Here is a 19,803-nt window from a genome sequence, read left to right as displayed (position 1 = left end):
GAAGTGGCGGCGGGGCGATTCCGTGAAGATCTCTACTACCGGCTCTCGGTGTTCCCGCTCGCCTGGCGGCCATTACGCGAGCGCACCGCCGATATCCTGCCGCTGGCAGAGCGGCTTTTGAACAAGCACGTCAATAAAATGAAGCATGCGGCAGCCAAATTATCGCCCGCGGCACAGGCATGTCTGATTAGTTACCCATGGCCTGGCAATGTGCGCGAACTGGATAACGCCATTCAGCGCGCGCTCATCCTGCAGCAGGGTGGTTTGATCCAGCCACAGGACTTCTGCCTTACCGGGCCAGTCATCTTTGCACCTCTGTCGCCAGTCGCGCCGGCATCGATGGGTGCGCTGCAAGCCGAGTCTGAACCTGCCGGGGCGCTGGGCGATGACCTGCGTCGTCGCGAATTCCAGATGATCATCGACACCCTGCGCGCCGAGCGTGGTCGGCGCAAGGAAGCGGCCGAGCGGCTGGGCATCAGTCCGCGCACTCTGCGTTACAAACTGGCGCAAATGCGCGACGCCGGGATGGATGTGGAAGCGTATCTGTTCGCCACCTGACGAGGGCTGCGACAATGTCCCGCAGGCCTTTTGTTCAGCGCTGCCATCGAGCTGGCACCGGTCTTGCTAACACCTCATTACCCGCCGAGTGAGTGTCAAAAAATTGCGGGTCGCCAAAGAGAGCAGATCATGAGCCAAGGTATTGAATTCAATCGATTGATGCTGGACATGCGGGCCATGCAAATGGATGCCATGTCTGCGCCTAAGTCGACTGCCGCCGTCCCTGAATTGAGTGGCAGCAGCTTTTCCGACATGCTCGGTCAGGCCGTGAATAAAGTCAGCGAAACCCAGCAAGCGTCCAGTCAGTTGGCCTCCGCCTTCGAGATCGGCAAAAGCGGCGTCGACCTGACGGACGTGATGATTTCCTCGCAGAAAGCCAGTGTGTCTTTTCAAGCGCTGACCCAGGTGCGTAACAAACTGGTTCAGGCTTACCAAGACATCATGCAGATGCCGGTATAAGGACGAGATTGAGTCATGGCAGATGCAGCCGCCGATAATGTTCCGGCCAAGTCCACTCCGATAGACGGCAAAGCGCCGCTGTTCGGTTTGTCCTTCCTGGAAAACCTCTCCGAGATGACCATGTTGCGTCAGGTAGGCCTGTTGGTCGGCCTGGCTGCGAGCGTGGCAATTGGCTTCGCCGTCGTGTTGTGGTCGCAGCAACCGGACTACCGCCCGTTGTACGGCAGCCTTGCCGGTATGGACGCCAAACAGGTCATGGACACCCTGGCCGCCGCTGATATTCCTTACACCGTCGAACCTAACTCCGGCGCCTTGCTGGTCAAGGCCGAAGACCTGTCCCGTGCGCGGCTCAAACTCGCGGGCGCTGGTGTCACTCCCAGCGATGGCAACATCGGTTTCGAGATCCTCGACAAGGAGCAGGGCCTGGGCACCAGCCAGTTCATGGAGGCGACGCGATATCGTCGCGGCCTTGAAGGCGAACTGGCGCGGACCATTTCCAGCCTGAACAACGTCAAGGGTGCGCGGGTGCACCTGGCCATCCCGAAAAGCTCGGTGTTCGTGCGCGACGAGCGCAAGCCAAGCGCGTCGGTTCTGGTCGAACTGTATTCCGGCCGTTCGCTGGAGCCGGGTCAGGTGGTGGCGATCATCAACCTGGTCGCAACCAGCGTGCCTGAGCTGAGCAAATCGCAGATTACCGTCGTCGACCAGAAGGGCAACCTGTTATCGGATCAGGCGGAGAACTCCGAACTGACGATGGCCGGCAAGCAATTCGATTACAGCCGTCGCATGGAAAGCATGCTGACCCAGCGCGTGCACAACATTCTGCAGCCGGTGTTGGGCAACGATCGCTACAAAGCTGAAGTCTCGGCTGACGTCGATTTCAGCGCCGTCGAGTCGACCTCCGAGCAGTTCAACCCGGATCAGCCGGCGTTGCGCAGCGAGCAGTCGGTCAACGAACAACGCACCACCAGTAATGGTCCGCAAGGCATTCCGGGCGCACTGAGCAATCAGCCGCCAGCGCCGGCCTCGGCGCCGCAAACCACCGGTGGTGCTACGGCGGCGGCCGGTATGGTGCAGCCAGGCCAGCCGCTGCTGGACGCCAACGGTCAACAGGTCATGGACCCGGCCACCGGCCAGCCAATGCTCGCACCGTACCCGGCGGACAAGCGTCAGCAGTCCACCAAGAACTTCGAGCTCGACCGTTCCATCAGCCACACCAAACAACAGCAGGGCCGTTTGAATCGCCTGTCGGTGTCGGTAGTTGTCGACGATCAGGTCAAAGTCAACGCGGCCAACGGCGAAACCAGCCGCGCGCCGTGGACCGCTGACGAGCTGGCACGCTTCACGCGTCTGGTGCAGGACGCCGTTGGTTTCGATGCCAGCCGTGGCGACAGTGTCAGCGTGATCAACATGCCGTTCTCCGCCGAGCGCGGTGAGGTGATCGCCGACATTCCGTTCTACTCCCAGCCGTGGTTCTGGGACATCGTCAAGCAAGTGCTGGGTGTGTTGTTCATTCTGGTGCTGGTGTTCGGTGTACTGCGTCCGGTGCTCAACAACATCACCGGTGGCGGCAAAGGCAAGCAGCTGGCCGGCATCGGCAGCGACGTCGAGCTCGGTGGCATGGGCGGCCTTGACGGTGAACTGGCCAACGACCGCGTCAGCCTCGGCGGCCCGCAGAGCATTCTGTTGCCGAGCCCAAGCGAAGGCTATGACGCGCAGTTGAATGCAATCAAGAGTCTGGTGGCAGAAGATCCGGGTCGTGTGGCCCAGGTCGTGAAAGAGTGGATTAACGCAGATGAGTGATAACCGAGTCGCTGCCGAAAAACTGACCAAAGTCGACAAGGCCGCGATCCTGCTGCTGTCGCTGGGTTCGACCGATGCTGCCCAGGTGTTGCGCCACATGGGGCCCAAAGAGGTCCAGCGTGTCGGCGTGGCCATGGCCCAAATGGGTAACGTGCACCGCGAGCAGGTCGAACAGGTGATGAGCGAGTTCGTCGACATCGTCGGCGATCAGACCAGTCTGGGCGTCGGCTCCGACGACTACGTGCGCAAAATGCTCACGCAGGCGCTGGGCGAAGACAAAGCCAACGGCCTGATCGATCGTATCCTATTAGGCGGCAACACCAGCGGTCTCGACAGCCTGAAGTGGATGGAGCCGCGCGCCGTGGCCGACGTGATCCGTTACGAGCACCCGCAGATTCAGGCGATCGTGGTGGCGTATCTCGACCCGGATCAGGCTGGCGAAGTACTCGGCAATTTCGACCACAAGGTGCGTCTGGACATTATCCTGCGCGTCTCGTCGCTGAACACCGTCCAGCCAGCTGCGCTTAAAGAACTCAACCAGATTCTCGAGAAGCAGTTCTCCGGCAACTCGAACGCCTCGCGCACCACCCTGGGTGGCATCAAGCGTGCGGCCGATATCATGAACTTCCTCGACAGCTCGATCGAAGGTCAGCTGATGGATTCGATCCGCGAAGTCGACGAAGACCTGTCCGGTCAGATCGAAGACCTCATGTTCGTGTTCAACAACCTCGCCGACGTCGACGACCGCGGCATCCAGGCGCTGTTGCGCGAAGTCTCCTCCGATGTGCTGGTGCTGGCCCTCAAAGGCTCCGACGAAGGCGTCAAGGAAAAGATCTTCAAGAACATGTCCAAACGAGCGGCCGAGCTGCTGCGCGACGACCTCGAGGCGAAAGGCCCGGTGCGCGTCAGCGACGTGGAAACCGCACAGAAAGAAATCCTCACCATTGCTCGCCGTATGGCCGAAGCCGGAGAAATCGTTCTCGGCGGGAAGGGCGGCGAAGAGATGATCTAAATTCACTATGTCGACCAAACACGATGAGTCCCAAACCGACCTGATCCGTGCCAAGGATGTCGGTGGTTTCGATATCTGGTCGCTGCCAAGCTTCGATCCGCATGTGCCTGAACCCGAGCCGGAACTGGAGCTCGAGCCCGAGCCGCCGGAGATGGAGGAAGTGCCGCTGGAAGAAGTCCAGCCACTGACCCTCGAAGAACTCGAAAGCATTCGTCAGGAGGCCTACAACGAAGGCTTCGCGGTGGGCGAGAAAGAAGGTTTTCATAGCACCACGTTGAAGGTTCGTCAGGAAGCGGAAGCCGCTTTGGCAACCAAGATTGCCGCGCTTGAGGAGCTGATGGCTCATCTGTTCGAACCGATCGCCGAGCAGGACACGCTGATTGAGCGGTCGCTGGTGGACCTCGTGCAGCACGTCACCAAACAGGTGATTCAGCGGGAACTGGCCATCGACTCGACGCAGATCGAAAGCGTCATGCGTGACGCGCTCAAGCTGTTGCCGTTGGGCGTGAATAACGTGCGTCTGTTCATCAATCCGCAGGATTTCGAACAGGTTAAAGCCCTGCGCGAGCGTCACGAGGAAACCTGGCGCATTGTCGAGGATGAAGCCTTGCTGCCTGGTGGCTGCCGGGTTGAAACCGAGCACAGCCGCATCGACGCCACGGTGGAAACCCGCGTCGCCCGCGTTATGGACAAGTTGTTCGATCAAATGCACGAACAGTCCCTGAACCCGTCCGCGCCCGACATAAGCCTTGAATTGCCGATCGAAACCAAGCCGGTCGCCGAGCCAGTAGCGAACGATCCCGATGCGCCTTGATCGCACCAGCTTCGCCAAGCGCCTGGGTACGTATGCCGAGGCGACTGAACTGGCCGGCGCGCCGATTCTCGAAGGTCGCTTGCTGCGTATGGTCGGCTTGACCCTTGAGGCCGAAGGCTTGCGTGCCGCCATGGGCAGCCGCTGCATGGTCATCAATGACGACAGTTATCACCCGGTTGAAGTGGAAGCCGAAGTCATGGGCTTTTCCGGCAGCAAGGTATTCCTGATGCCGGTTGGCAGCGTCGCCGGCATCGCCCCGGGCGCTCGCGTGGTACCGCTGGCCGACACAGGGCGACTGCCGATGGGCATGAGCATGCTCGGTCGGGTGCTGGATGGTGCCGGTCGCGCGCTGGACGGCAAAGGCGGAATGAAAGCCGAAGACTGGGTGCCGATGGACGGCCCGACCATCAACCCGCTCAAACGCCACCCGATCAGCGAACCGCTGGACGTGGGTATTCGCTCGATCAACGGCCTGTTGACGGTGGGGCGCGGCCAGCGTCTTGGCCTGTTCGCCGGTACCGGCGTCGGCAAGAGCGTACTGTTGGGCATGATGACGCGCTTCACCGAGGCCGACATTATTGTGGTCGGCCTGATCGGTGAGCGCGGTCGCGAAGTCAAGGAATTCATTGAGCACAGCCTTGGTGAAGAAGGCCTCAAGCGCGCCGTGGTCGTTGCGTCCCCAGCGGATGATGCGCCGTTGATGCGCCTGCGCGCTGCGATGTACTGCACACGCATTGCCGAGTATTTCCGCGATAAGGGCAAGAACGTGTTGTTGCTCATGGATTCGCTGACCCGATTTGCCCAGGCCCAGCGGGAAATCGCCTTGGCCATCGGTGAACCGCCAGCGACCAAAGGGTATCCGCCATCGGTGTTCGCCAAATTGCCAAAACTGGTGGAGCGCGCCGGTAACGCCGAGAAGGGCGGCGGTTCGATCACTGCCTTTTACACCGTTTTGTCTGAAGGTGATGATCAGCAGGACCCGATCGCCGATTCGGCGCGAGGCGTGCTCGACGGCCACATCGTGTTGTCTCGCCGCCTGGCCGAAGAAGGTCATTACCCGGCCATTGATATCGAAGCGTCGATCAGCCGGGTCATGCCGTCGGTGGTCACGCAGGAACACATGAACCGCGCTCAGTATTTCAAACAATTGTGGTCGCGCTACCAGCAAAGCCGCGACCTCATCAGCGTGGGCGCCTACGTCCCCGGCGGTGACCGCGAGACTGATCTGGCGATTGCCCTGCATCCGCAGCTGGTCAAATACCTGCGGCAGGGTTTGAACGACAGCATCAGCCTGGGTGAGAGCGAAGCCTATCTCGGCTCGATCTTCGCGCCCGCGGCCGGCGGTTAATCGATCATGGCGCAGAGTCGGGCAGCTCGCCTGGCGCCGGTGGTCGAAATGGCTGAAAAGGCCGAGAAGACCGCTGTTCAGCGCCTGGGGCATTTCCAAGGGCAGGTGCGTTTGGCTGAAAGCAAACTGGCTGACCTTGAGGCGTTCCGTCTCGATTATCAGGAACAGTGGATCGTGCGCGGCAGCAGCGGTGTTTCCGGTCAGTGGCTGTTGGGCTATCAAGGCTTTCTCGCGCAGCTGGGCATCGCCATCGATCAGCAACGCCAGAGCCTGGCCTGGCACCAGAACAATCTCAATAAGGCGCGTGACACCTGGCAGCAAGCGTTCGCCCGGGTCGAAGGGTTGCGCAAACTGGTCCAGCGTTACACCGATGAAGCGCGGGCGCTGGAGGACAGGCGCGAGCAGAAGCTGCTGGACGAATTGTCGCAGCGGTTGCCGCGCAGGGATGAGTTTTGAATCAGTAAGCCGTCAGCCTTGCCGCCATCCGCGTCAAATGCTAAACCTTGTACAAACATATTCATCAATGACAAGGAAGCCGTTCAATGTCAGTTCAAACCGAAACTTCCCAGGATGGGAAAAAGCTGACGATATCGATCAAGGGACGATTCGATTTCACCACGCATCAGGAATTTCGTGAGTCCTACGAGAATCTTGAACCAAAACCCGAATATTTCGAAGTTGACCTGAAGGGCGCCACCTATCTCGACAGTTCCGCCCTCGGCATGCTGTTGTTATTACGTGATCACGCCGGCGGCGAAAATGCCGAAATCACGCTTACTCACGCCAACGCCGATGTGCGTAAGATTCTCGCCATTTCTAATTTCGAACAGATCTTCGACGTAGCATGACCGCTGTGCAATCCTCGCTCGAGCCGCTGACGATCCTCATCGCCGAAGACAGCGCCGCCGATCGCCTGCTGCTGTCGAGCATTGTCCGTCGTCAGGGTCATGAAGTGCTGACGGCTGCCAATGGAGCCGAGGCGGTTGAAGCGTTTCGTCAGCAGCGTCCGCAACTGGTGTTGATGGACGCCATGATGCCGGTGATGGACGGCTTTGAAGCTGCGCGGCAGATCAAGGCGCTGGCCGGGGAAACCCTGGTGCCGATCATCTTCCTCACGTCGTTGAGCGAAAGCGAGGCTCTGGCCCGTTGTCTTGAAGCCGGTGGCGACGACTTTCTGGCGAAGCCGTACAACCTGGTGATCCTGGCTGCCAAGATCAAGGCGATGGATCGCTTGCGGCGCTTGCAGGAGACCGTGCTGCAGCAGCGTGACCAGATCGCCCGACATCATGATTACTTGCTCAATGAACAGCGCGTGGCCAAGGCGGTCTTCGATAAAGTAGCCCATTCTGGTTGCCTTAGCGCTCCCAATATTCGCTATCTGCAATCGCCTTATGCGCTGTTCAACGGCGACCTCCTGCTGGCAGCCTTCACGCCTGCCGGGCACATGCATGTGCTGCTCGGCGATTTCACCGGCCATGGTTTGCCGGCCGCAGTGGGTGCCATGCCTCTGGCGGAAGTGTTCTACGGCATGACTGCCAAGGGCTACGGTTTGGCGGAAACCCTGCGTGAGATGAATGCCAAGCTCAAGCGTATCCTGCCGGTGGACATGTTCTGCTGTGCAACGCTGTTGTGTTTGAATTTTCAGCGACGCTCACTGGAAGTGTGGAACGGCGGCATGCCGGACGGTTATTTGCACACGATCGCCAATGGTGAGCGAACGCCGTTGGTGTCTCGGCATTTACCGCTGGGCGTACTGAGTGCGGAAGCTTTCGCCGATAGCACCGAAGTTTTTCCCATGGCGCCTGGCGATCGGGTTTTTTTGCTGTCCGACGGAGTGATCGACACCAGCGATGCCAACGAGCAGTTGTTCGGCGTGGAGCGCTTGCAGCAGGTTTTTGCGGCAAATCGTCAGCCCGACCAGCTGTTCGAAGACATTGAGCAGGCATTGCGCGATTTCCGCGGTGAAGCGCGCGACGATGTCAGTATGGTCGAAGTCTGTCTGCTGGAACCTGCGCAGTTCACCCCGCCGCCGCTGGTCTACTCGGACAGCGGCCAGTCCTCACCTCTGGACTGGTCGGTAAGCTTCGAGTTTCGCGCGGCCACGCTCAAACGCTTCAATCCGTTGCCTTACATGCTGCAATTGTTGTTGGAAGTTCATGGCCTGCGCTCGCAGAGCGGTGCACTTTACAGTGTGCTCGCGGAGCTGTATTCCAACGCTCTGGAGCATGGCGTGTTAGGTCTGGACTCCAGTCTCAAACGCGATGCCGCGGGTTTTGCCCTCTATTATCAACAGCGCAACTCACGTCTTGATGCGCTGCAGAATGGCTATGTCCGGGTGCATCTGGAAGTGTCGCCGAGAGGCGATGGCGGTTGTCTGGTCATTCGCGTCGACGACAGCGGCAAAGGCTTTGACGTCGAGCGAGTCCTGGCGCGTCCGCTCGATGATGTCCGTCTGTCGGGAAGGGGAGTGAGCGTGATCCGCCAACTCAGCCATGGCGCGAGTTGGTCCGACGATGGTCGAAGCGCCCGCGTAGAGTTTTTCTGGGACGCTGAGGCATAATCCACGCATTCTTGATCAAGGAGTGAGCAAGTGGCTGACAGACATCTGGACCACAACGTGTTAACCGCGTTGCATGAGGTCATGGAGGATGACTATCCGATTTTGCTGGATATCTTTCTCTCTGATTCCGAAGAGCGCCTGCACGTCTTGCGCAATGCCGACACGGCTGAATCAGTGGGCGCTGCCGCTCACAGTTTCAAGGGCAGCAGCAGCAACATGGGCGCCATTCACCTCGCTGAGCTGTGCAGTGCGCTTGAGCAAAGGGTTCATCACGTCCCCCTTGAAGTTATCAAGACGCTGATTGTTGAAATCAACAACGAGTTCGACATTATCCGTCCTCTCTATGAAGCTGAACTCAAACGTTCCCGCGCCGAACCGGGGGACCCTCAGCGTCCTCACTGAAATGCTGGCTCAAACCTTGCAGTGATCTTCGCATCTGTACCTTCGATCCCAGTGCAGCGGAGAGCGTTTCATGCCCGTCACCCAAAATATTTTGCTTCAGGCCGCCGCACAGGCCAAAATTCAAGCGGCCTCCGCCAAGTTGTCGGCGCAGCCTGCTGAGCCCGGGGACAAGGCGTCCAGCTTCTCTCAGGTGTATGCCAGACAAGGCCAGAGCAAGCCTGTTGCCACAGCGGATGCGCCGGTGAAACCTGTACGGGACAAGACTCCCGACGCCCCGAATCGCAAGGATGTCGGCAATGACAAGTCTGCCGCGCCGGACGCCGCCGTTGCCGATAGCGGCAAATCCTTGCCCGCCGAGAAACCGGCGCCGTCCGATGACAGGGCAGTGAGCGAGGACGCATCGGATGCGGATCCGGATGCGGCGCCGGTCGCCGATGCCGCGCCGGTAGACCCCGCTGTCGATCCGTTATTATCAACCGAATTGCAAATAACGACTCCGGCCCCCGCTGTGCCGGAGGCTGTCGTCGCGACGCCTGCGCAAACCGCTGTCGATGCGGCCCTAACGGCAGCACCTGCGGCTGCGCTGACGCAGGCGTCTGCAGGCGAAGGCGAATTCGATCCTGAGGCCGATCCACTCGACGCTTTGCCGGCCCTACGCATGGCGATGGAGCAGGGTGGGCATATTTCCGCGAGCAGTCAGGCTCAGCCAAAGGCTGCTGCGGTCTCCGCTCAGGCCCAGGCTGACGGCGAAACCACAGCGGCGCAGAATTTTTCCGCCGGCATGGCAGGTATGCTCGATGTGCAGGCGGGCCAGGGCGGCAGCAGTGAGCGCGGTGAGAAAGCTTTCAGTGGCTTGATTGATGATGGTCTCAAGGACTTGAAATCGGCGACCAGCGATACTCGCGTTGACGACTTCGCCAACCGTCTGGCGGCGCTGACGCAAGCCGCCACGCCGAAAACCGCCAACGCCGTGCCGGTCAATCAACCGATCACCATGAACCAGAGCGGCTGGACTGAGGAAGTGGTAAACCGGGTCATGTACCTGTCCAGCGTCAATCTCAAGGCGGCGGATATTCAGTTGCAGCCGGCTGAACTGGGTCGCCTCGATATCCGGGTCAACATGGTTCCGGATCAGCAGACCCAAGTGACGTTCATGAGTGCCCATCCGAGTGTTCGCGAAGCGCTGGACAGCCAGATGCACCGCTTGCGTGACATGTTTGCGCAGCAGGGCATGGGCCAGGTCGATGTCAATGTGTCCGATCAGTCGCGCGGTTCGCAGCAAGGGCAGGAACAGGCTCAGCAGAGTCAGTCTGGTCGAACCAGCGCCAATGGCGGTCGCCTGGATTCGGTGGATGACGAGCCTTTGCCGACGGTTGCCGAGGTGGCGGCTGCGACCTCCAGCGTGATCGGTTCCAGCGTCGTTGATTATTACGCCTGAGGCAAAGCACATCCTCCTGTGGGAGCGAGCCTGCTCGCGAAGACGGTTTTGCATTCAACACCTCTGTTGACTGTCAAGCCGCATTCGCGAGCGGGCTCGCTCCCACATTTGGTTCAGGGTTTGTCCCTCCAATCTTCTCCCAGACACTTCTGGCATAACACTTGCTCTTGCCTTGCCGTGCAACTGTGAAAACCCGAATAGTGACGGATTATTGGCATGGCGAAGATCGAAACAGCAGCAGTAAAAGACCCCGCAACCAAAGGCAAACTCAAGCTGATCATTTTGATTGTGGTGGCCTTGCTGCTGGCGATCGGCTTGTCCGTGGGAGCGACGTGGTTCTTCATGCAGGGCGCTCAGAGCAAGCCTGACGCAGCGGCAGAAACCGCCCCGGTCGGCAAGCAGGCAGCCGTTTTCGAGCCCATGGCGCCGGCCTTCGTGGCCAATTACAACCAGAGCGGTCGTCAGCGCTACATGCAAGTCAGCATCACTATGCAAGGGCGCAATCAGGCTGACCTTGATGCGCTGAAAGTGCACATGCCGGTCATTCGCAACAACCTCGTGATGCTGTTCTCCGGACAGGACTTCGCCACACTCGCATCGCCCGTGGGCCAGGAAATGTTGCGCCAGAAAGCGACGGCCAGCGTCCAGGAAGTGGCGCAGAAAGAACTCGGCAAAGTGGCCATCGAACAGTTGCTTTTCACTAATTTCGTACTGCAGTAGGAACACGACATGGCCGTGCAAGACCTGCTGTCCCAGGATGAGATCGATGCGCTATTGCATGGTGTCGACGATGGTCTGGTACAGACCGATAACGCTGCCGAACCGGGCAGCGTCAAAAGCTACGACCTGACCAGCCAGGATCGCATCGTCCGGGGACGCATGCCGACCCTGGAAATGATCAACGAACGTTTCGCCCGCTACACCCGCATCAGCATGTTCAACATGTTGCGTCGTTCGGCGGACGTTGCCGTCGGCGGTGTGCAGGTGATGAAATTTGGCGAGTACGTGCACTCGCTGTACGTGCCGACCAGTCTCAACCTGGTCAAGATCAAGCCGTTGCGCGGCACCGCGCTGTTCATCCTCGACGCCAAACTGGTGTTCAAACTGGTGGACAACTTCTTCGGTGGCGACGGCCGTCACGCCAAGATCGAAGGGCGTGAATTCACCCCGACCGAGTTGCGCGTAGTACGCATGGTGCTTGAGCAGGCCTTCGTCGATTTGAAGGAGGCCTGGCAGGCGATCATGGAAGTCAACTTCGAGTACATCAACTCGGAAGTGAACCCGGCCATGGCCAACATCGTCGGCCCGAGCGAAGCCGTTGTGGTCTCGACGTTCCACATCGAACTCGACGGCGGTGGCGGTGACCTGCACGTGACCATGCCGTATTCGATGATCGAGCCAGTGCGCGAAATGCTCGACGCCGGCTTCCAGTCGGACCTCGACGATCAGGACGAGCGCTGGGTCAACGCGTTGCGTCAGGACGTACTCGACGTCGACGTGCCGATCGGTGCCACGGTTGCCCGTCGTCAGTTGCGCCTGCGGGACATCCTGCACATGCAGCCGGGCGACATTATCCCGGTGGAAATGCCCGAAGAAATGATCATGCGCGCCAATGGCGTACCGGCCTTCAAGGTCAAGATGGGCTCGCACAAAGGCCACCTTGCGTTGCAAGTGATCGAGCCGATCGAGCGCCGCTGACCGGCGCTCCAACCCCCTATTTGCAAAATGACTGTTTCGAATTGAGCAGTTGCACGCCGAGGACAAATGATGGCTAACGACATGAATACCCAGGACGACCAGGCGCTGGCCGATGAATGGGCTGCGGCTTTGGAAGAGTCGGGCGACGGCGGGCAGGACGACATCGATGCTTTGTTGGCCGCTGATGCCGCGAGTTCACCGTCCAATCGCCTGCCGATGGAAGAATTCGGCAGCGTGCCGAAAAACAACGATCCGGTCACGCTCGACGGTCCGAACCTGGATGTGATCCTCGATATCCCGGTGTCGATTTCCATGGAAGTGGGCAGCACCGACATCAACATCCGTAACTTGTTGCAGCTCAACCAGGGCTCGGTGATCGAACTCGATCGTCTGGCCGGCGAGCCGCTCGATGTGCTGGTCAACGGCACATTGATCGCCCACGGTGAAGTGGTGGTGGTCAACGAAAAGTTCGGCATTCGCCTGACTGACGTGATCAGCCCAAGCGAACGCATCAAGAAGCTGCGCTGAGTGAAAAAGGTTCTAGTGTGTGTGCTTGCTCTCGCGCTGCTGGTGCCGTTTGGCATTCTGGCAGCAGAGCCTGTGGCCACGGCCGCCGCGACAGCTGCTGCCGCGCCTGCTGTCGGCGGCGGGGTGGCGGGCCAACTGACACAGCTGGTGCTCGGTCTGTTGTTGGTGCTGGGGCTGATTTTCTTCCTCGCCTGGCTGCTGCGCCGGGTTCAGCAGGCCGGGCCGGCGGGCAAAGGGCAGGTGATCGAACTGATCGGCTCTCGCGCACTCGGTCCGCGTGATCGACTGATGCTGGTACAGGTCGGTAACGAGCAGATTCTGCTTGGTTTGAGTCCTGGCACCATTACCGCCTTGCACGTGCTCAAAGAGCCGGTCGAAGTGCCGAGCGGAAATGAAAAAGCGACCCCCGAGTTCGCCCAGCGCCTGATGGAGCTGATGGGCAAGGATCATAAGGATAAGAAGTAATGGCTGCGCTCCGCATCATCTTGACGCTGGCCTTGATGCTGGCCGCGCCGCTGGTTTACGCCGCCGATCCATTGTCGATTCCGGCAATCACCCTGGGCACCAATGCCGAGGGCGCTCAGGAATATTCGGTCAGTCTGCAGATTCTGCTGATCATGACTGCGCTGAGTTTTATTCCGGCGTTCGTCATGCTGATGACCAGCTTCACGCGGATCATCATTGTTTTCTCGATCCTGCGTCAGGCGCTGGGCTTGCAGCAGACGCCGTCAAACCAGATCCTCACCGGCATGGCGTTGTTCCTGACGTTGTTCATCATGGCGCCGGTATTCGACCGGGTTAATCAGGATGCCTTGCAGCCGTATCTGGCGGAAAAACTTTCGGCTCAGGACGCCGTTGCCAAAGCGCAGGTACCGATCAAAGACTTCATGCTCGCGCAAACACGCAGCAGCGATCTCGAGCTATTCATGCGCTTGTCCAAGCGCACCGACATCGCTACACCGGATCAGGCACCGTTGACCATCCTTGTACCGGCGTTCGTCACCTCTGAACTGAAGACCGCGTTCCAGATCGGTTTCATGATCTTCATTCCGTTCCTGATCATCGACCTGGTTGTCGCCAGCGTGTTGATGGCCATGGGTATGATGATGCTCTCGCCGCTGATCATTTCCCTGCCGTTCAAGATCATGTTGTTCGTGCTGGTGGATGGCTGGGCGTTGATCATCGGCACCTTGGCGAGCAGCTTTGGAGGTGTTTCACCATGACGCCGGAAGTTGCGGTCGACATCTTTCGTGAAGCGCTGTGGCTGACCACTGTGATAGTGGCGGTCCTGGTGATTCCGAGTCTGTTGGTGGGCTTGATGGTCGCAATGTTCCAGGCCGCCACCCAGATCAACGAACAGACGCTGAGCTTTCTCCCGCGTCTGCTGGTGATGCTGGTCACGCTGATCGTCGCCGGTCCCTGGCTGGTGCAAACCTTCATGGAATACATCCTGCAGTTGTACGGCAATATTCCGCGGGTCATCGGCTAGACCATGGAATCGCTGCTGCAACTGACCGATACCCAGATCAGTACCTGGGTGGCAACGTTCATGTTGCCGCTGTTTCGCATTGGTTCGTTGCTGATGGTGATGCCGATCTTTGGTACCACGCTCGTCCCGACGCGCGTGCGCCTGTACTTCGCGCTGGCAATCACCGTGGTCATCGCTCCCGGCCTGCCGCCGATGCCACCGGTCAATGCGCTGGACTTGTCGGCGTTGATGTTGATCGCCGAACAGATCCTGGTTGGCGCAGTGCTGGGGTTTTCCCTGCAGCTGTTCTTCCACGCCTTTGTGGTGGCCGGGCAGATTGTCGCGATCCAGATGGGCATGGGCTTCGCGTCCATGGTCGACCCTACAAACGGCGTATCAGTAGCGGTGATCGGCCAGTTCTTTACCATGCTGGTGACCTTGCTGTTTCTAGCGATGAACGGCCATCTGGTGGTCTTCGAAGTGCTCAGTGAAAGCTTCACCACGTTGCCGGTCGGCAGCGGTCTGATGGTCAATCATTTCTGGGAGCTGGCCGGCAAGCTGGGCTGGGTGCTGGGTTCTGCGCTGCTCCTTGTGCTGCCGGCTATCACTGCATTGCTGGTGGTCAACATCGCTTTCGGCATCATGACCCGTGCGGCGCCGCAGCTGAACATTTTCTCCATCGGCTTTCCGCTGACGCTGGTGCTCGGGCTGTTTATCGTCTGGGTCGGCCTGGCGGACATTCTCAATCAGTATCAACCGCTGGCCTCCGAGGCTTTGCAGTTTTTACGCGAACTGGCACAGGCGCGCTGAGTTATGGCTGAGAGCGAAAGCGGCGCGGACAAAACAGAAGACCCCACCGAGAAGCGCAAGAAAGACTCGCGGGAAAAAGGCGAGATTGCGCGCTCCAAAGAACTCAATACCCTGGCAATCATGCTGGTCGGCTCCTCTGCGCTGCTGATATTCGGCGGCGCGCTGGCGCAGGAACTGATGGAGTTGATGCGGCAGAATTTCACTCTTTCGCGAGAAGTCATCCTCGATCAACGCTCGATGGGTACGTACCTGCTGAGCTCGGGTTTGATGGCGTTGCTGGCGATTCAGCCGATCATGATCACTCTGGTGCTGGCTGCGATCATCGGCCCGATCTCCCTCGGCGGGTGGTTGTTCGCGGCAGGGTCAATGGCGCCGAAGTTCAGCCGCATGAACCCTGCGTCCGGCCTCAAGCGCATGTTTTCCTTCAAGGCCGTGGCTGAACTGCTGAAGGCGCTCGCCAAATTCATCATTACCCTGGCCGTGGCCATGATGGTGTTGTCGGCCGATATCGACGATCTGATGCGCATCGCCCATGAACCGCTGGACATGGCGATCATCCACAGCTTGCAGGTGGTGGGCTGGAGTACGCTGTGGATGTCCTGCGGGTTGATCATCATTGCGGCGGTCGACGTGCCGGTGCAACTGTGGGAAAGCCACAAGAAACTGCTGATGACCAAGCAGGAAGTGCGCGACGAGCACAAGGACCAGGAGGGCAAGCCAGAGGTCAAGCAGCGGATCCGTCAGTTGCAGCGTGAAGTGTCCCAGCGTCGGATGATGGCGGCAGTTCCCGAGGCGGACGTGATCATCACCAACCCGACGCATTACGCAGTGGCCCTCAAGTACGATCCGGACAAGAGCGGCGCGCCGATGCTGGTTGCCAAGGGCAGTGACTTCCTGGCGCTGAAAATCCGCGAAATCGCTGTTGCCAATAACGTGCTGCTGCTGGAGTCCCCGGCCTTGGCGCGTTCGATTTATTACTCCACGGAACTGGACCAGGAAATACCGGGCGGGCTGTATCTGGCGGTTGCTCAGGTATTGGCCTACGTCTACCAGATTCGTCAGCACCGTGCAGGTAAGGGCAAGCGCCCCGATCCGCTCAAGGACGATCTGCCGATTCCGCCAGATCTGCGCCGCGATTCCTGAGGTTTCGCGTTATCCGCGCGGGCCCCATCGCGGGCAAGCCCGGCTCCCACAGGTTTTGTGGTGGCCACGGATTTCGCAGACACCCCGGTCCATTGTGGGAGCCGGGCTTGCCCGCGATGACGTCGGCACAGTCAGCACAAATCCCCGGTCAAACCCTCTGTTCCAATACTCTGCAAAAGTTGGAAGGCTTCTTGCAGTAGCGATCCTGCGCCTGCTTTGGGCGTCAAAAGTTTGCTTTAAAGGAACGGGGAAAATTGGTGGATCGCTCTCAGTTATTCAACACTGCTCGCACAAACGTTGCCGACTTGAGTCGAGGCAATCTGGGTGTGCCGTTGTTGCTGCTGGTCATGCTGGCAATGATGATGCTGCCCATCCCGCCGTTCCTGCTGGACGTGTTTTTCACGTTCAACATTGCGTTGTCGATTGTTGTCCTGCTGGTCTGCGTGTATGCCTTGCGGCCGCTGGACTTTGCAGTGTTTCCGACCATTCTGCTGGTCGCCACGTTGTTGCGGCTGGCGCTGAACGTCGCGTCGACGCGCGTGGTCATGCTCCACGGTCAGGACGGGCATGCGTCTGCGGGCAAGGTGATCCAGGCGTTCGGTGAAGTGGTCATCGGCGGTAACTACGTGGTCGGTATCGTGGTTTTCGCAATCCTGATGATCATCAACTTCGTCGTGGTGACCAAGGGTGCCGGACGGATTTCCGAGGTGAGCGCGCGCTTCACCCTGGATGCAATGCCCGGCAAACAAATGGCGATCGACGCCGATCTCAACGCTGGCCTGATTGATCAAAACCAGGCAAAACTGCGCCGGACGGAAGTCGCGCAGGAAGCCGAGTTTTACGGGTCCATGGACGGTGCCAGCAAATTTGTCCGCGGTGATGCCATCGCCGGCTTGCTGATTCTGTTCATCAACCTGATTGGCGGCATAGCCGTCGGGATCTTCCAGCACGGCATGACTTTCGGCGATGCCGGCAAGGTCTACGCGTTGCTGACCATCGGTGACGGTTTGGTGGCGCAATTGCCATCACTGCTGTTGTCCACGGCCGCCGCCATCATGGTGACCCGTGCTTCCGGTTCGGAGGACATGGGCAAACAGATCAATCGGCAGATGTTCTCCTCCCCCAAAGCGCTGGCGGTGGCAGCCGCCATCATGGCAGTGATGGGTATCGTACCCGGCATGCCGCACTTTTCCTTCCTGAGCATGGCGGCTGTCGCAGCGGGCGGCGCCTACCTGTTCTGGAAAAAGCAAAACGTGGTCAGGGTGCAAGCGCTGCAAGACGTCAAGCGTCAGCAGGAACTGCTGCCGTCCCCGGCCCGCGCGCAAGAAACCAAAGAACTCGGCTGGGACGACGTGACACCGATCGACATGATCGGCCTGGAAGTCGGCTATCGCCTGATTCCGCTCGTGGATCGCAATCAGGGTGGGCAGTTGCTGGCGCGGATCAAGGGCGTGCGCAAGAAGCTGTCCCAGGACCTGGGCTTTTTGATGCCAACCGTGCACATCCGCGATAACCTTGACCTGGCACCGAGTGCGTACCGTCTCACATTGATGGGCGTGATCCTCGCCGAAGCAGAGATTTACCCGGACCGCGAGTTGGCGATCAATCCCGGTCAGGTCTACGGCTCGCTCAATGGCATCACCGCCAAAGATCCGGCTTTCGGTCTGGAAGCGGTCTGGATCGAAATCAGCCAGCGTGCGCAGGCGCAATCGCTGGGTTACACGGTGGTCGATGCCAGTACGGTAGTGGCCACTCACCTGAACCAGATTTTGTACAAGCATTCCAGCGAGCTGATCGGCCACGAAGAAGTCCAGCAACTCATGCAGTTACTGGCCAAAAGCTCGCCTAAACTGGCAGAAGAGCTGGTTCCTGGCGTGGTGTCGTTGTCGCAGCTGCTTAAAGTCCTGCAAGCGCTGCTGGCCGAGCAGGTGCCCGTGCGAGACATCCGCAGCATTGCCGAAGCCATCGCCAACAATGCCGCCAAGAGTCAAGATACTGCCGCGCTAGTGGCCGCTGTGCGGGTCGGTGTATCCCGCGCAATCGTCCAAAGCATTGTAGGCACTGAGTCCGAGCTGCCAGTTATCACGCTGGAGCCAAGGTTGGAACAGATATTGCTCAATAGTCTTCAGAAGGCGGGACAAGGCTCGGAAGAGGGCGTTCTGCTGGAGCCAAGCATGGCTGAGAAGCTGCAGCGTTCGTTGATCGAAGCCGCGCAGCGTCAGGAAATGCAAGGTCAACCGGTGATTCTGCTGGTAGCCGGTCCGGTTCGCGCCATGTTGTCGCGATTTGGCCGACTGGCAGTCCCGGGTTTGCATGTGTTGGCTTATCAGGAAATTCCTGACAACAAGCAAGTGACCATCGTTGCGACAGTAGGGCCCAACGGCTGAGGGTAGTGGTTTATGCAAGTTAAGCGTTTTTTCGCCGCCGATATGCGTCAGGCCATGAAACTGGTTCGTGATGAGCTGGGCGCTGATGCGGCCATTATCGGCAATCGCCGGATTGCCGGTGGTGTCGAGCTGACGGCTGCCCTCGATTACACCCTGTCGGCGCTGGCCCCGCGTGTTCCGAACATGGAACTCGAGGATGAACTGCGCAAGACCCAGTCGCGGATCGTCAACGCCCAGGCCGAATTGAGTCTGCGAGGCGAGGGTGAGAGCGAGAAGACTTCCAATCGCCAATTGTTCGCCGGTTTGCCGTTGACTGCCGCCGAGCCACTGATCGAGCCGACCCTGGCCGAACCGCGTCGTCCTGCGCCGGCCCCTGCCGCCGCAACCGGTGTTGATCCACGGGCGTTCGACTCGATGCGTTTCGAGCTCAACAGCCTTCGCGAACTGATGGAAGTACAACTTGGTTCGCTGGCCTGGAATCAGCTGCAGGGCAGCCGTCCGGCGCAGGCCAACCTCTGGCGTCGCTTGCAACGCATCGGCTTGTCCGGCCCGTTGTCGCGCGATCTGCTCGAGATGATTACCGGAATTGAAGAACCTCGTCAGGCCTGGCGCATGTTGCTGGCGCACCTGGCGCGAATGATCGCCACCCCGGACGTCGAGCCTCTGGAAGAGGGCGGTGTGATTGCCATGGTCGGCCCTGCCGGCATGGGCAAAACCACCACGCTGGCCAAACTCGCGGCCCGTTACGTGCTCAAGTACGGCGCGCAGAGCATCGCGCTGGTCAGCATGGACAGCTATCGCATTGGTGCCCAGGAACAGCTGAAGACGCTGGGTCGGATTCTCAACGTGTCGGTCACTCACGTTGATCCGGGCCAGTCGCTGGTGCAGGCGCTGGAGCCGTTGCTGCGCAAACGTGTAGTGCTGATCGATACCGCCGGCCTGCAGGCCAGCGATCCGGCACTGCGCATGCAACTCGAAAGCCTGGCCGGTCGTGGCATCAAATCAAAAAATTATCTGGTCCTGGCAACCACCAGCCAGAAACAGGTTCTAACCGCCGCTTATCACAGTTACAAGCGTTGCGGCCTGTCTGGCTGCATTCTGACTAAACTGGATGAGACGGCGAGCCTGGGCGAGGTGTTGAGCCTGGCCATCAGTCATGAATTGCCGGTGGCGTACCTGACCGACGGACCGCGGATTCCGGATGATTTGCATCTGCCGCGCCGTCATCAACTGGTCAGCCGCGCCGTCAGTGTGCAAATGCAGGAAGAACCCAGCGAAGAAGCCATGGCTGACATGTTCGCTGACCTCTACCACAGTCCGACCAAGCGGGTTGGCTGAGGTGATAATGAACAGTTTTCGTACCTACATCGATGGT

General features: G+C 59.4%; 21 protein-coding genes. All 21 read left to right on the top strand.

Translation table 11 applies throughout. From position 1 onward, the window contains the following. Positions 1–558 (top strand): helix-turn-helix domain-containing protein (locus tag DU29_RS0112945; protein WP_028622096.1); only part of this gene is annotated, 558 nt, incomplete at its 5' end. 129 nt (positions 559–687) lie between these two features. Beyond that, complete coding sequence (fliE, locus tag DU29_RS0112940; protein ID WP_028622095.1) at positions 688–1,017, top strand: flagellar hook-basal body complex protein FliE; 330 nt, start codon at positions 688–690, stop codon at positions 1,015–1,017. Between the two features lie 15 nt (positions 1,018–1,032). After that, positions 1,033–2,820 carry a flagellar basal-body MS-ring/collar protein FliF gene (gene fliF, locus DU29_RS0112935; RefSeq protein ID WP_028622094.1) on the top strand — a complete coding sequence of 596 codons (1,788 nt, stop codon included), beginning with the start codon at positions 1,033–1,035 and terminating at the stop codon, positions 2,818–2,820. Further along, positions 2,813–3,832 carry a flagellar motor switch protein FliG gene (fliG, locus tag DU29_RS0112930; RefSeq protein WP_028622093.1) on the top strand — a complete coding sequence of 340 codons (1,020 nt, stop codon included), beginning with the start codon at positions 2,813–2,815 and terminating at the stop codon, positions 3,830–3,832. Before fliF ends, fliG begins: the two co-directional genes overlap by 8 nt. A gap of 7 nt (positions 3,833–3,839) precedes the next feature. Next, positions 3,840–4,646 carry a flagellar assembly protein FliH gene (fliH, locus tag DU29_RS0112925; protein ID WP_028622092.1) on the top strand — a complete coding sequence of 269 codons (807 nt, stop codon included), beginning with the start codon at positions 3,840–3,842 and terminating at the stop codon, positions 4,644–4,646. Further along, positions 4,636–5,994: a flagellar protein export ATPase FliI gene (fliI, locus tag DU29_RS0112920; protein ID WP_028622091.1), complete on the top strand. Its 1,359-nt coding sequence runs from the start codon at positions 4,636–4,638 to the stop codon at positions 5,992–5,994. Before fliH ends, fliI begins: the two co-directional genes overlap by 11 nt. A gap of 6 nt (positions 5,995–6,000) precedes the next feature. Next, positions 6,001–6,450, top strand: coding sequence for a flagellar export protein FliJ (gene fliJ / locus DU29_RS0112915; RefSeq protein ID WP_028622090.1), 450 nt, complete (start codon positions 6,001–6,003; stop codon positions 6,448–6,450). An 86-nt stretch (positions 6,451–6,536) separates the two neighbouring features. Further along, on the top strand, positions 6,537–6,842 hold the full coding sequence (locus tag DU29_RS0112910; protein WP_028622089.1) for an STAS domain-containing protein: 306 nt from the start codon (positions 6,537–6,539) through the stop codon (positions 6,840–6,842). After that, positions 6,839–8,554 (top strand): ATP-binding SpoIIE family protein phosphatase, encoded by a 1,716-nt coding sequence (locus DU29_RS0112905; protein ID WP_033050465.1) that lies wholly within the window; start codon positions 6,839–6,841, stop codon positions 8,552–8,554. The genes DU29_RS0112910 and DU29_RS0112905 overlap by 4 nt, the downstream gene beginning before the upstream one ends. A 30-nt stretch (positions 8,555–8,584) precedes the next feature. Beyond that, the gene (locus DU29_RS0112900) at positions 8,585–8,956 is read left to right on the top strand and encodes an Hpt domain-containing protein (RefSeq protein ID WP_028622087.1); all 372 of its coding nucleotides are present in this window, start codon (positions 8,585–8,587) and stop codon (positions 8,954–8,956) included. 70 nt (positions 8,957–9,026) lie between these two features. Beyond that, positions 9,027–10,394, top strand: a complete 1,368-nt coding sequence (locus DU29_RS0112895; protein WP_028622086.1) for a flagellar hook-length control protein FliK — start codon at positions 9,027–9,029, stop codon at positions 10,392–10,394. Positions 10,395–10,610: 216 nt separating this feature from the next. After that, positions 10,611–11,114 carry a flagellar basal body-associated protein FliL gene (gene fliL, locus DU29_RS0112890; RefSeq protein WP_028622085.1) on the top strand — a complete coding sequence of 168 codons (504 nt, stop codon included), beginning with the start codon at positions 10,611–10,613 and terminating at the stop codon, positions 11,112–11,114. Between the two features lie 9 nt (positions 11,115–11,123). Then, the gene (fliM, locus tag DU29_RS0112885) at positions 11,124–12,092 is read left to right on the top strand and encodes a flagellar motor switch protein FliM (RefSeq protein WP_028622084.1); all 969 of its coding nucleotides are present in this window, start codon (positions 11,124–11,126) and stop codon (positions 12,090–12,092) included. A gap of 69 nt (positions 12,093–12,161) precedes the next feature. After that, entirely contained in the window at positions 12,162–12,620 is a 459-nt protein-coding gene (fliN, locus tag DU29_RS0112880) for a flagellar motor switch protein FliN (RefSeq protein WP_028622083.1), read from the top strand. Continuing rightward, entirely contained in the window at positions 12,621–13,085 is a 465-nt protein-coding gene (gene fliO, locus DU29_RS0112875; RefSeq protein ID WP_028622082.1) for a flagellar biosynthetic protein FliO, read from the top strand. Beyond that, positions 13,085–13,843, top strand: a complete 759-nt coding sequence (gene fliP / locus DU29_RS0112870) for a flagellar type III secretion system pore protein FliP (RefSeq protein ID WP_028622081.1) — start codon at positions 13,085–13,087, stop codon at positions 13,841–13,843. The genes fliO and fliP overlap by 1 nt, the downstream gene beginning before the upstream one ends. After that, a complete protein-coding gene (fliQ, locus tag DU29_RS0112865; protein WP_028622080.1) occupies positions 13,840–14,109 on the top strand; it encodes a flagellar biosynthesis protein FliQ in 270 nt (89 codons plus the stop codon). The genes fliP and fliQ overlap by 4 nt, the downstream gene beginning before the upstream one ends. A 3-nt stretch (positions 14,110–14,112) precedes the next feature. Continuing rightward, a complete protein-coding gene (gene fliR, locus DU29_RS0112860; protein ID WP_028622079.1) occupies positions 14,113–14,898 on the top strand; it encodes a flagellar biosynthetic protein FliR in 786 nt (261 codons plus the stop codon). A 3-nt stretch (positions 14,899–14,901) separates the two neighbouring features. After that, positions 14,902–16,041, top strand: a complete 1,140-nt coding sequence (flhB, locus tag DU29_RS0112855) for a flagellar biosynthesis protein FlhB (protein ID WP_028622078.1) — start codon at positions 14,902–14,904, stop codon at positions 16,039–16,041. A gap of 257 nt (positions 16,042–16,298) precedes the next feature. Continuing rightward, the gene (flhA, locus tag DU29_RS0112850) at positions 16,299–18,428 is read left to right on the top strand and encodes a flagellar biosynthesis protein FlhA (RefSeq protein WP_028622077.1); all 2,130 of its coding nucleotides are present in this window, start codon (positions 16,299–16,301) and stop codon (positions 18,426–18,428) included. Positions 18,429–18,440: 12 nt separating this feature from the next. Beyond that, positions 18,441–19,766, top strand: a complete 1,326-nt coding sequence (gene flhF, locus DU29_RS0112845; protein ID WP_028622076.1) for a flagellar biosynthesis protein FlhF — start codon at positions 18,441–18,443, stop codon at positions 19,764–19,766. The last annotated feature ends 37 nt before the right edge of the window (positions 19,767–19,803 follow it).

This window comes from Pseudomonas sp. Ant30-3, from assembly GCF_000690905.1.
GTDB lineage: Bacteria > Pseudomonadota > Gammaproteobacteria > Pseudomonadales > Pseudomonadaceae > Aquipseudomonas.
Note: the sequence above shows the minus strand (reverse complement) of the source record. Positions and strands in the feature narration are given on the sequence as shown.

Excerpts from the sequence above, each read along its gene's own strand:
- fliE (WP_028622095.1), top strand. The coding sequence starts at position 688 with ATGAGCCAAGGTATTGAATTCAATCGATTGATGCTGGACATGCGGGCC.
- fliF (WP_028622094.1), top strand. The coding sequence starts at position 1,033 with ATGGCAGATGCAGCCGCCGATAATGTTCCGGCCAAGTCCACTCCGATA.
- fliG (WP_028622093.1), top strand. The coding sequence starts at position 2,813 with ATGAGTGATAACCGAGTCGCTGCCGAAAAACTGACCAAAGTCGACAAG.
- fliH (WP_028622092.1), top strand. The coding sequence starts at position 3,840 with ATGTCGACCAAACACGATGAGTCCCAAACCGACCTGATCCGTGCCAAG.
- fliI (WP_028622091.1), top strand. The coding sequence starts at position 4,636 with ATGCGCCTTGATCGCACCAGCTTCGCCAAGCGCCTGGGTACGTATGCC.
- fliJ (WP_028622090.1), top strand. The coding sequence starts at position 6,001 with ATGGCGCAGAGTCGGGCAGCTCGCCTGGCGCCGGTGGTCGAAATGGCT.
- DU29_RS0112910 (WP_028622089.1), top strand. The coding sequence starts at position 6,537 with ATGTCAGTTCAAACCGAAACTTCCCAGGATGGGAAAAAGCTGACGATA.
- DU29_RS0112905 (WP_033050465.1), top strand. The coding sequence starts at position 6,839 with ATGACCGCTGTGCAATCCTCGCTCGAGCCGCTGACGATCCTCATCGCC.
- DU29_RS0112895 (WP_028622086.1), top strand. The coding sequence starts at position 9,027 with ATGCCCGTCACCCAAAATATTTTGCTTCAGGCCGCCGCACAGGCCAAA.
- fliL (WP_028622085.1), top strand. The coding sequence starts at position 10,611 with ATGGCGAAGATCGAAACAGCAGCAGTAAAAGACCCCGCAACCAAAGGC.
- fliM (WP_028622084.1), top strand. The coding sequence starts at position 11,124 with ATGGCCGTGCAAGACCTGCTGTCCCAGGATGAGATCGATGCGCTATTG.
- fliN (WP_028622083.1), top strand. The coding sequence starts at position 12,162 with ATGGCTAACGACATGAATACCCAGGACGACCAGGCGCTGGCCGATGAA.
- fliP (WP_028622081.1), top strand. The coding sequence starts at position 13,085 with ATGGCTGCGCTCCGCATCATCTTGACGCTGGCCTTGATGCTGGCCGCG.
- fliQ (WP_028622080.1), top strand. The coding sequence starts at position 13,840 with ATGACGCCGGAAGTTGCGGTCGACATCTTTCGTGAAGCGCTGTGGCTG.
- fliR (WP_028622079.1), top strand. The coding sequence starts at position 14,113 with ATGGAATCGCTGCTGCAACTGACCGATACCCAGATCAGTACCTGGGTG.
- flhB (WP_028622078.1), top strand. The coding sequence starts at position 14,902 with ATGGCTGAGAGCGAAAGCGGCGCGGACAAAACAGAAGACCCCACCGAG.
- flhF (WP_028622076.1), top strand. The coding sequence starts at position 18,441 with ATGCAAGTTAAGCGTTTTTTCGCCGCCGATATGCGTCAGGCCATGAAA.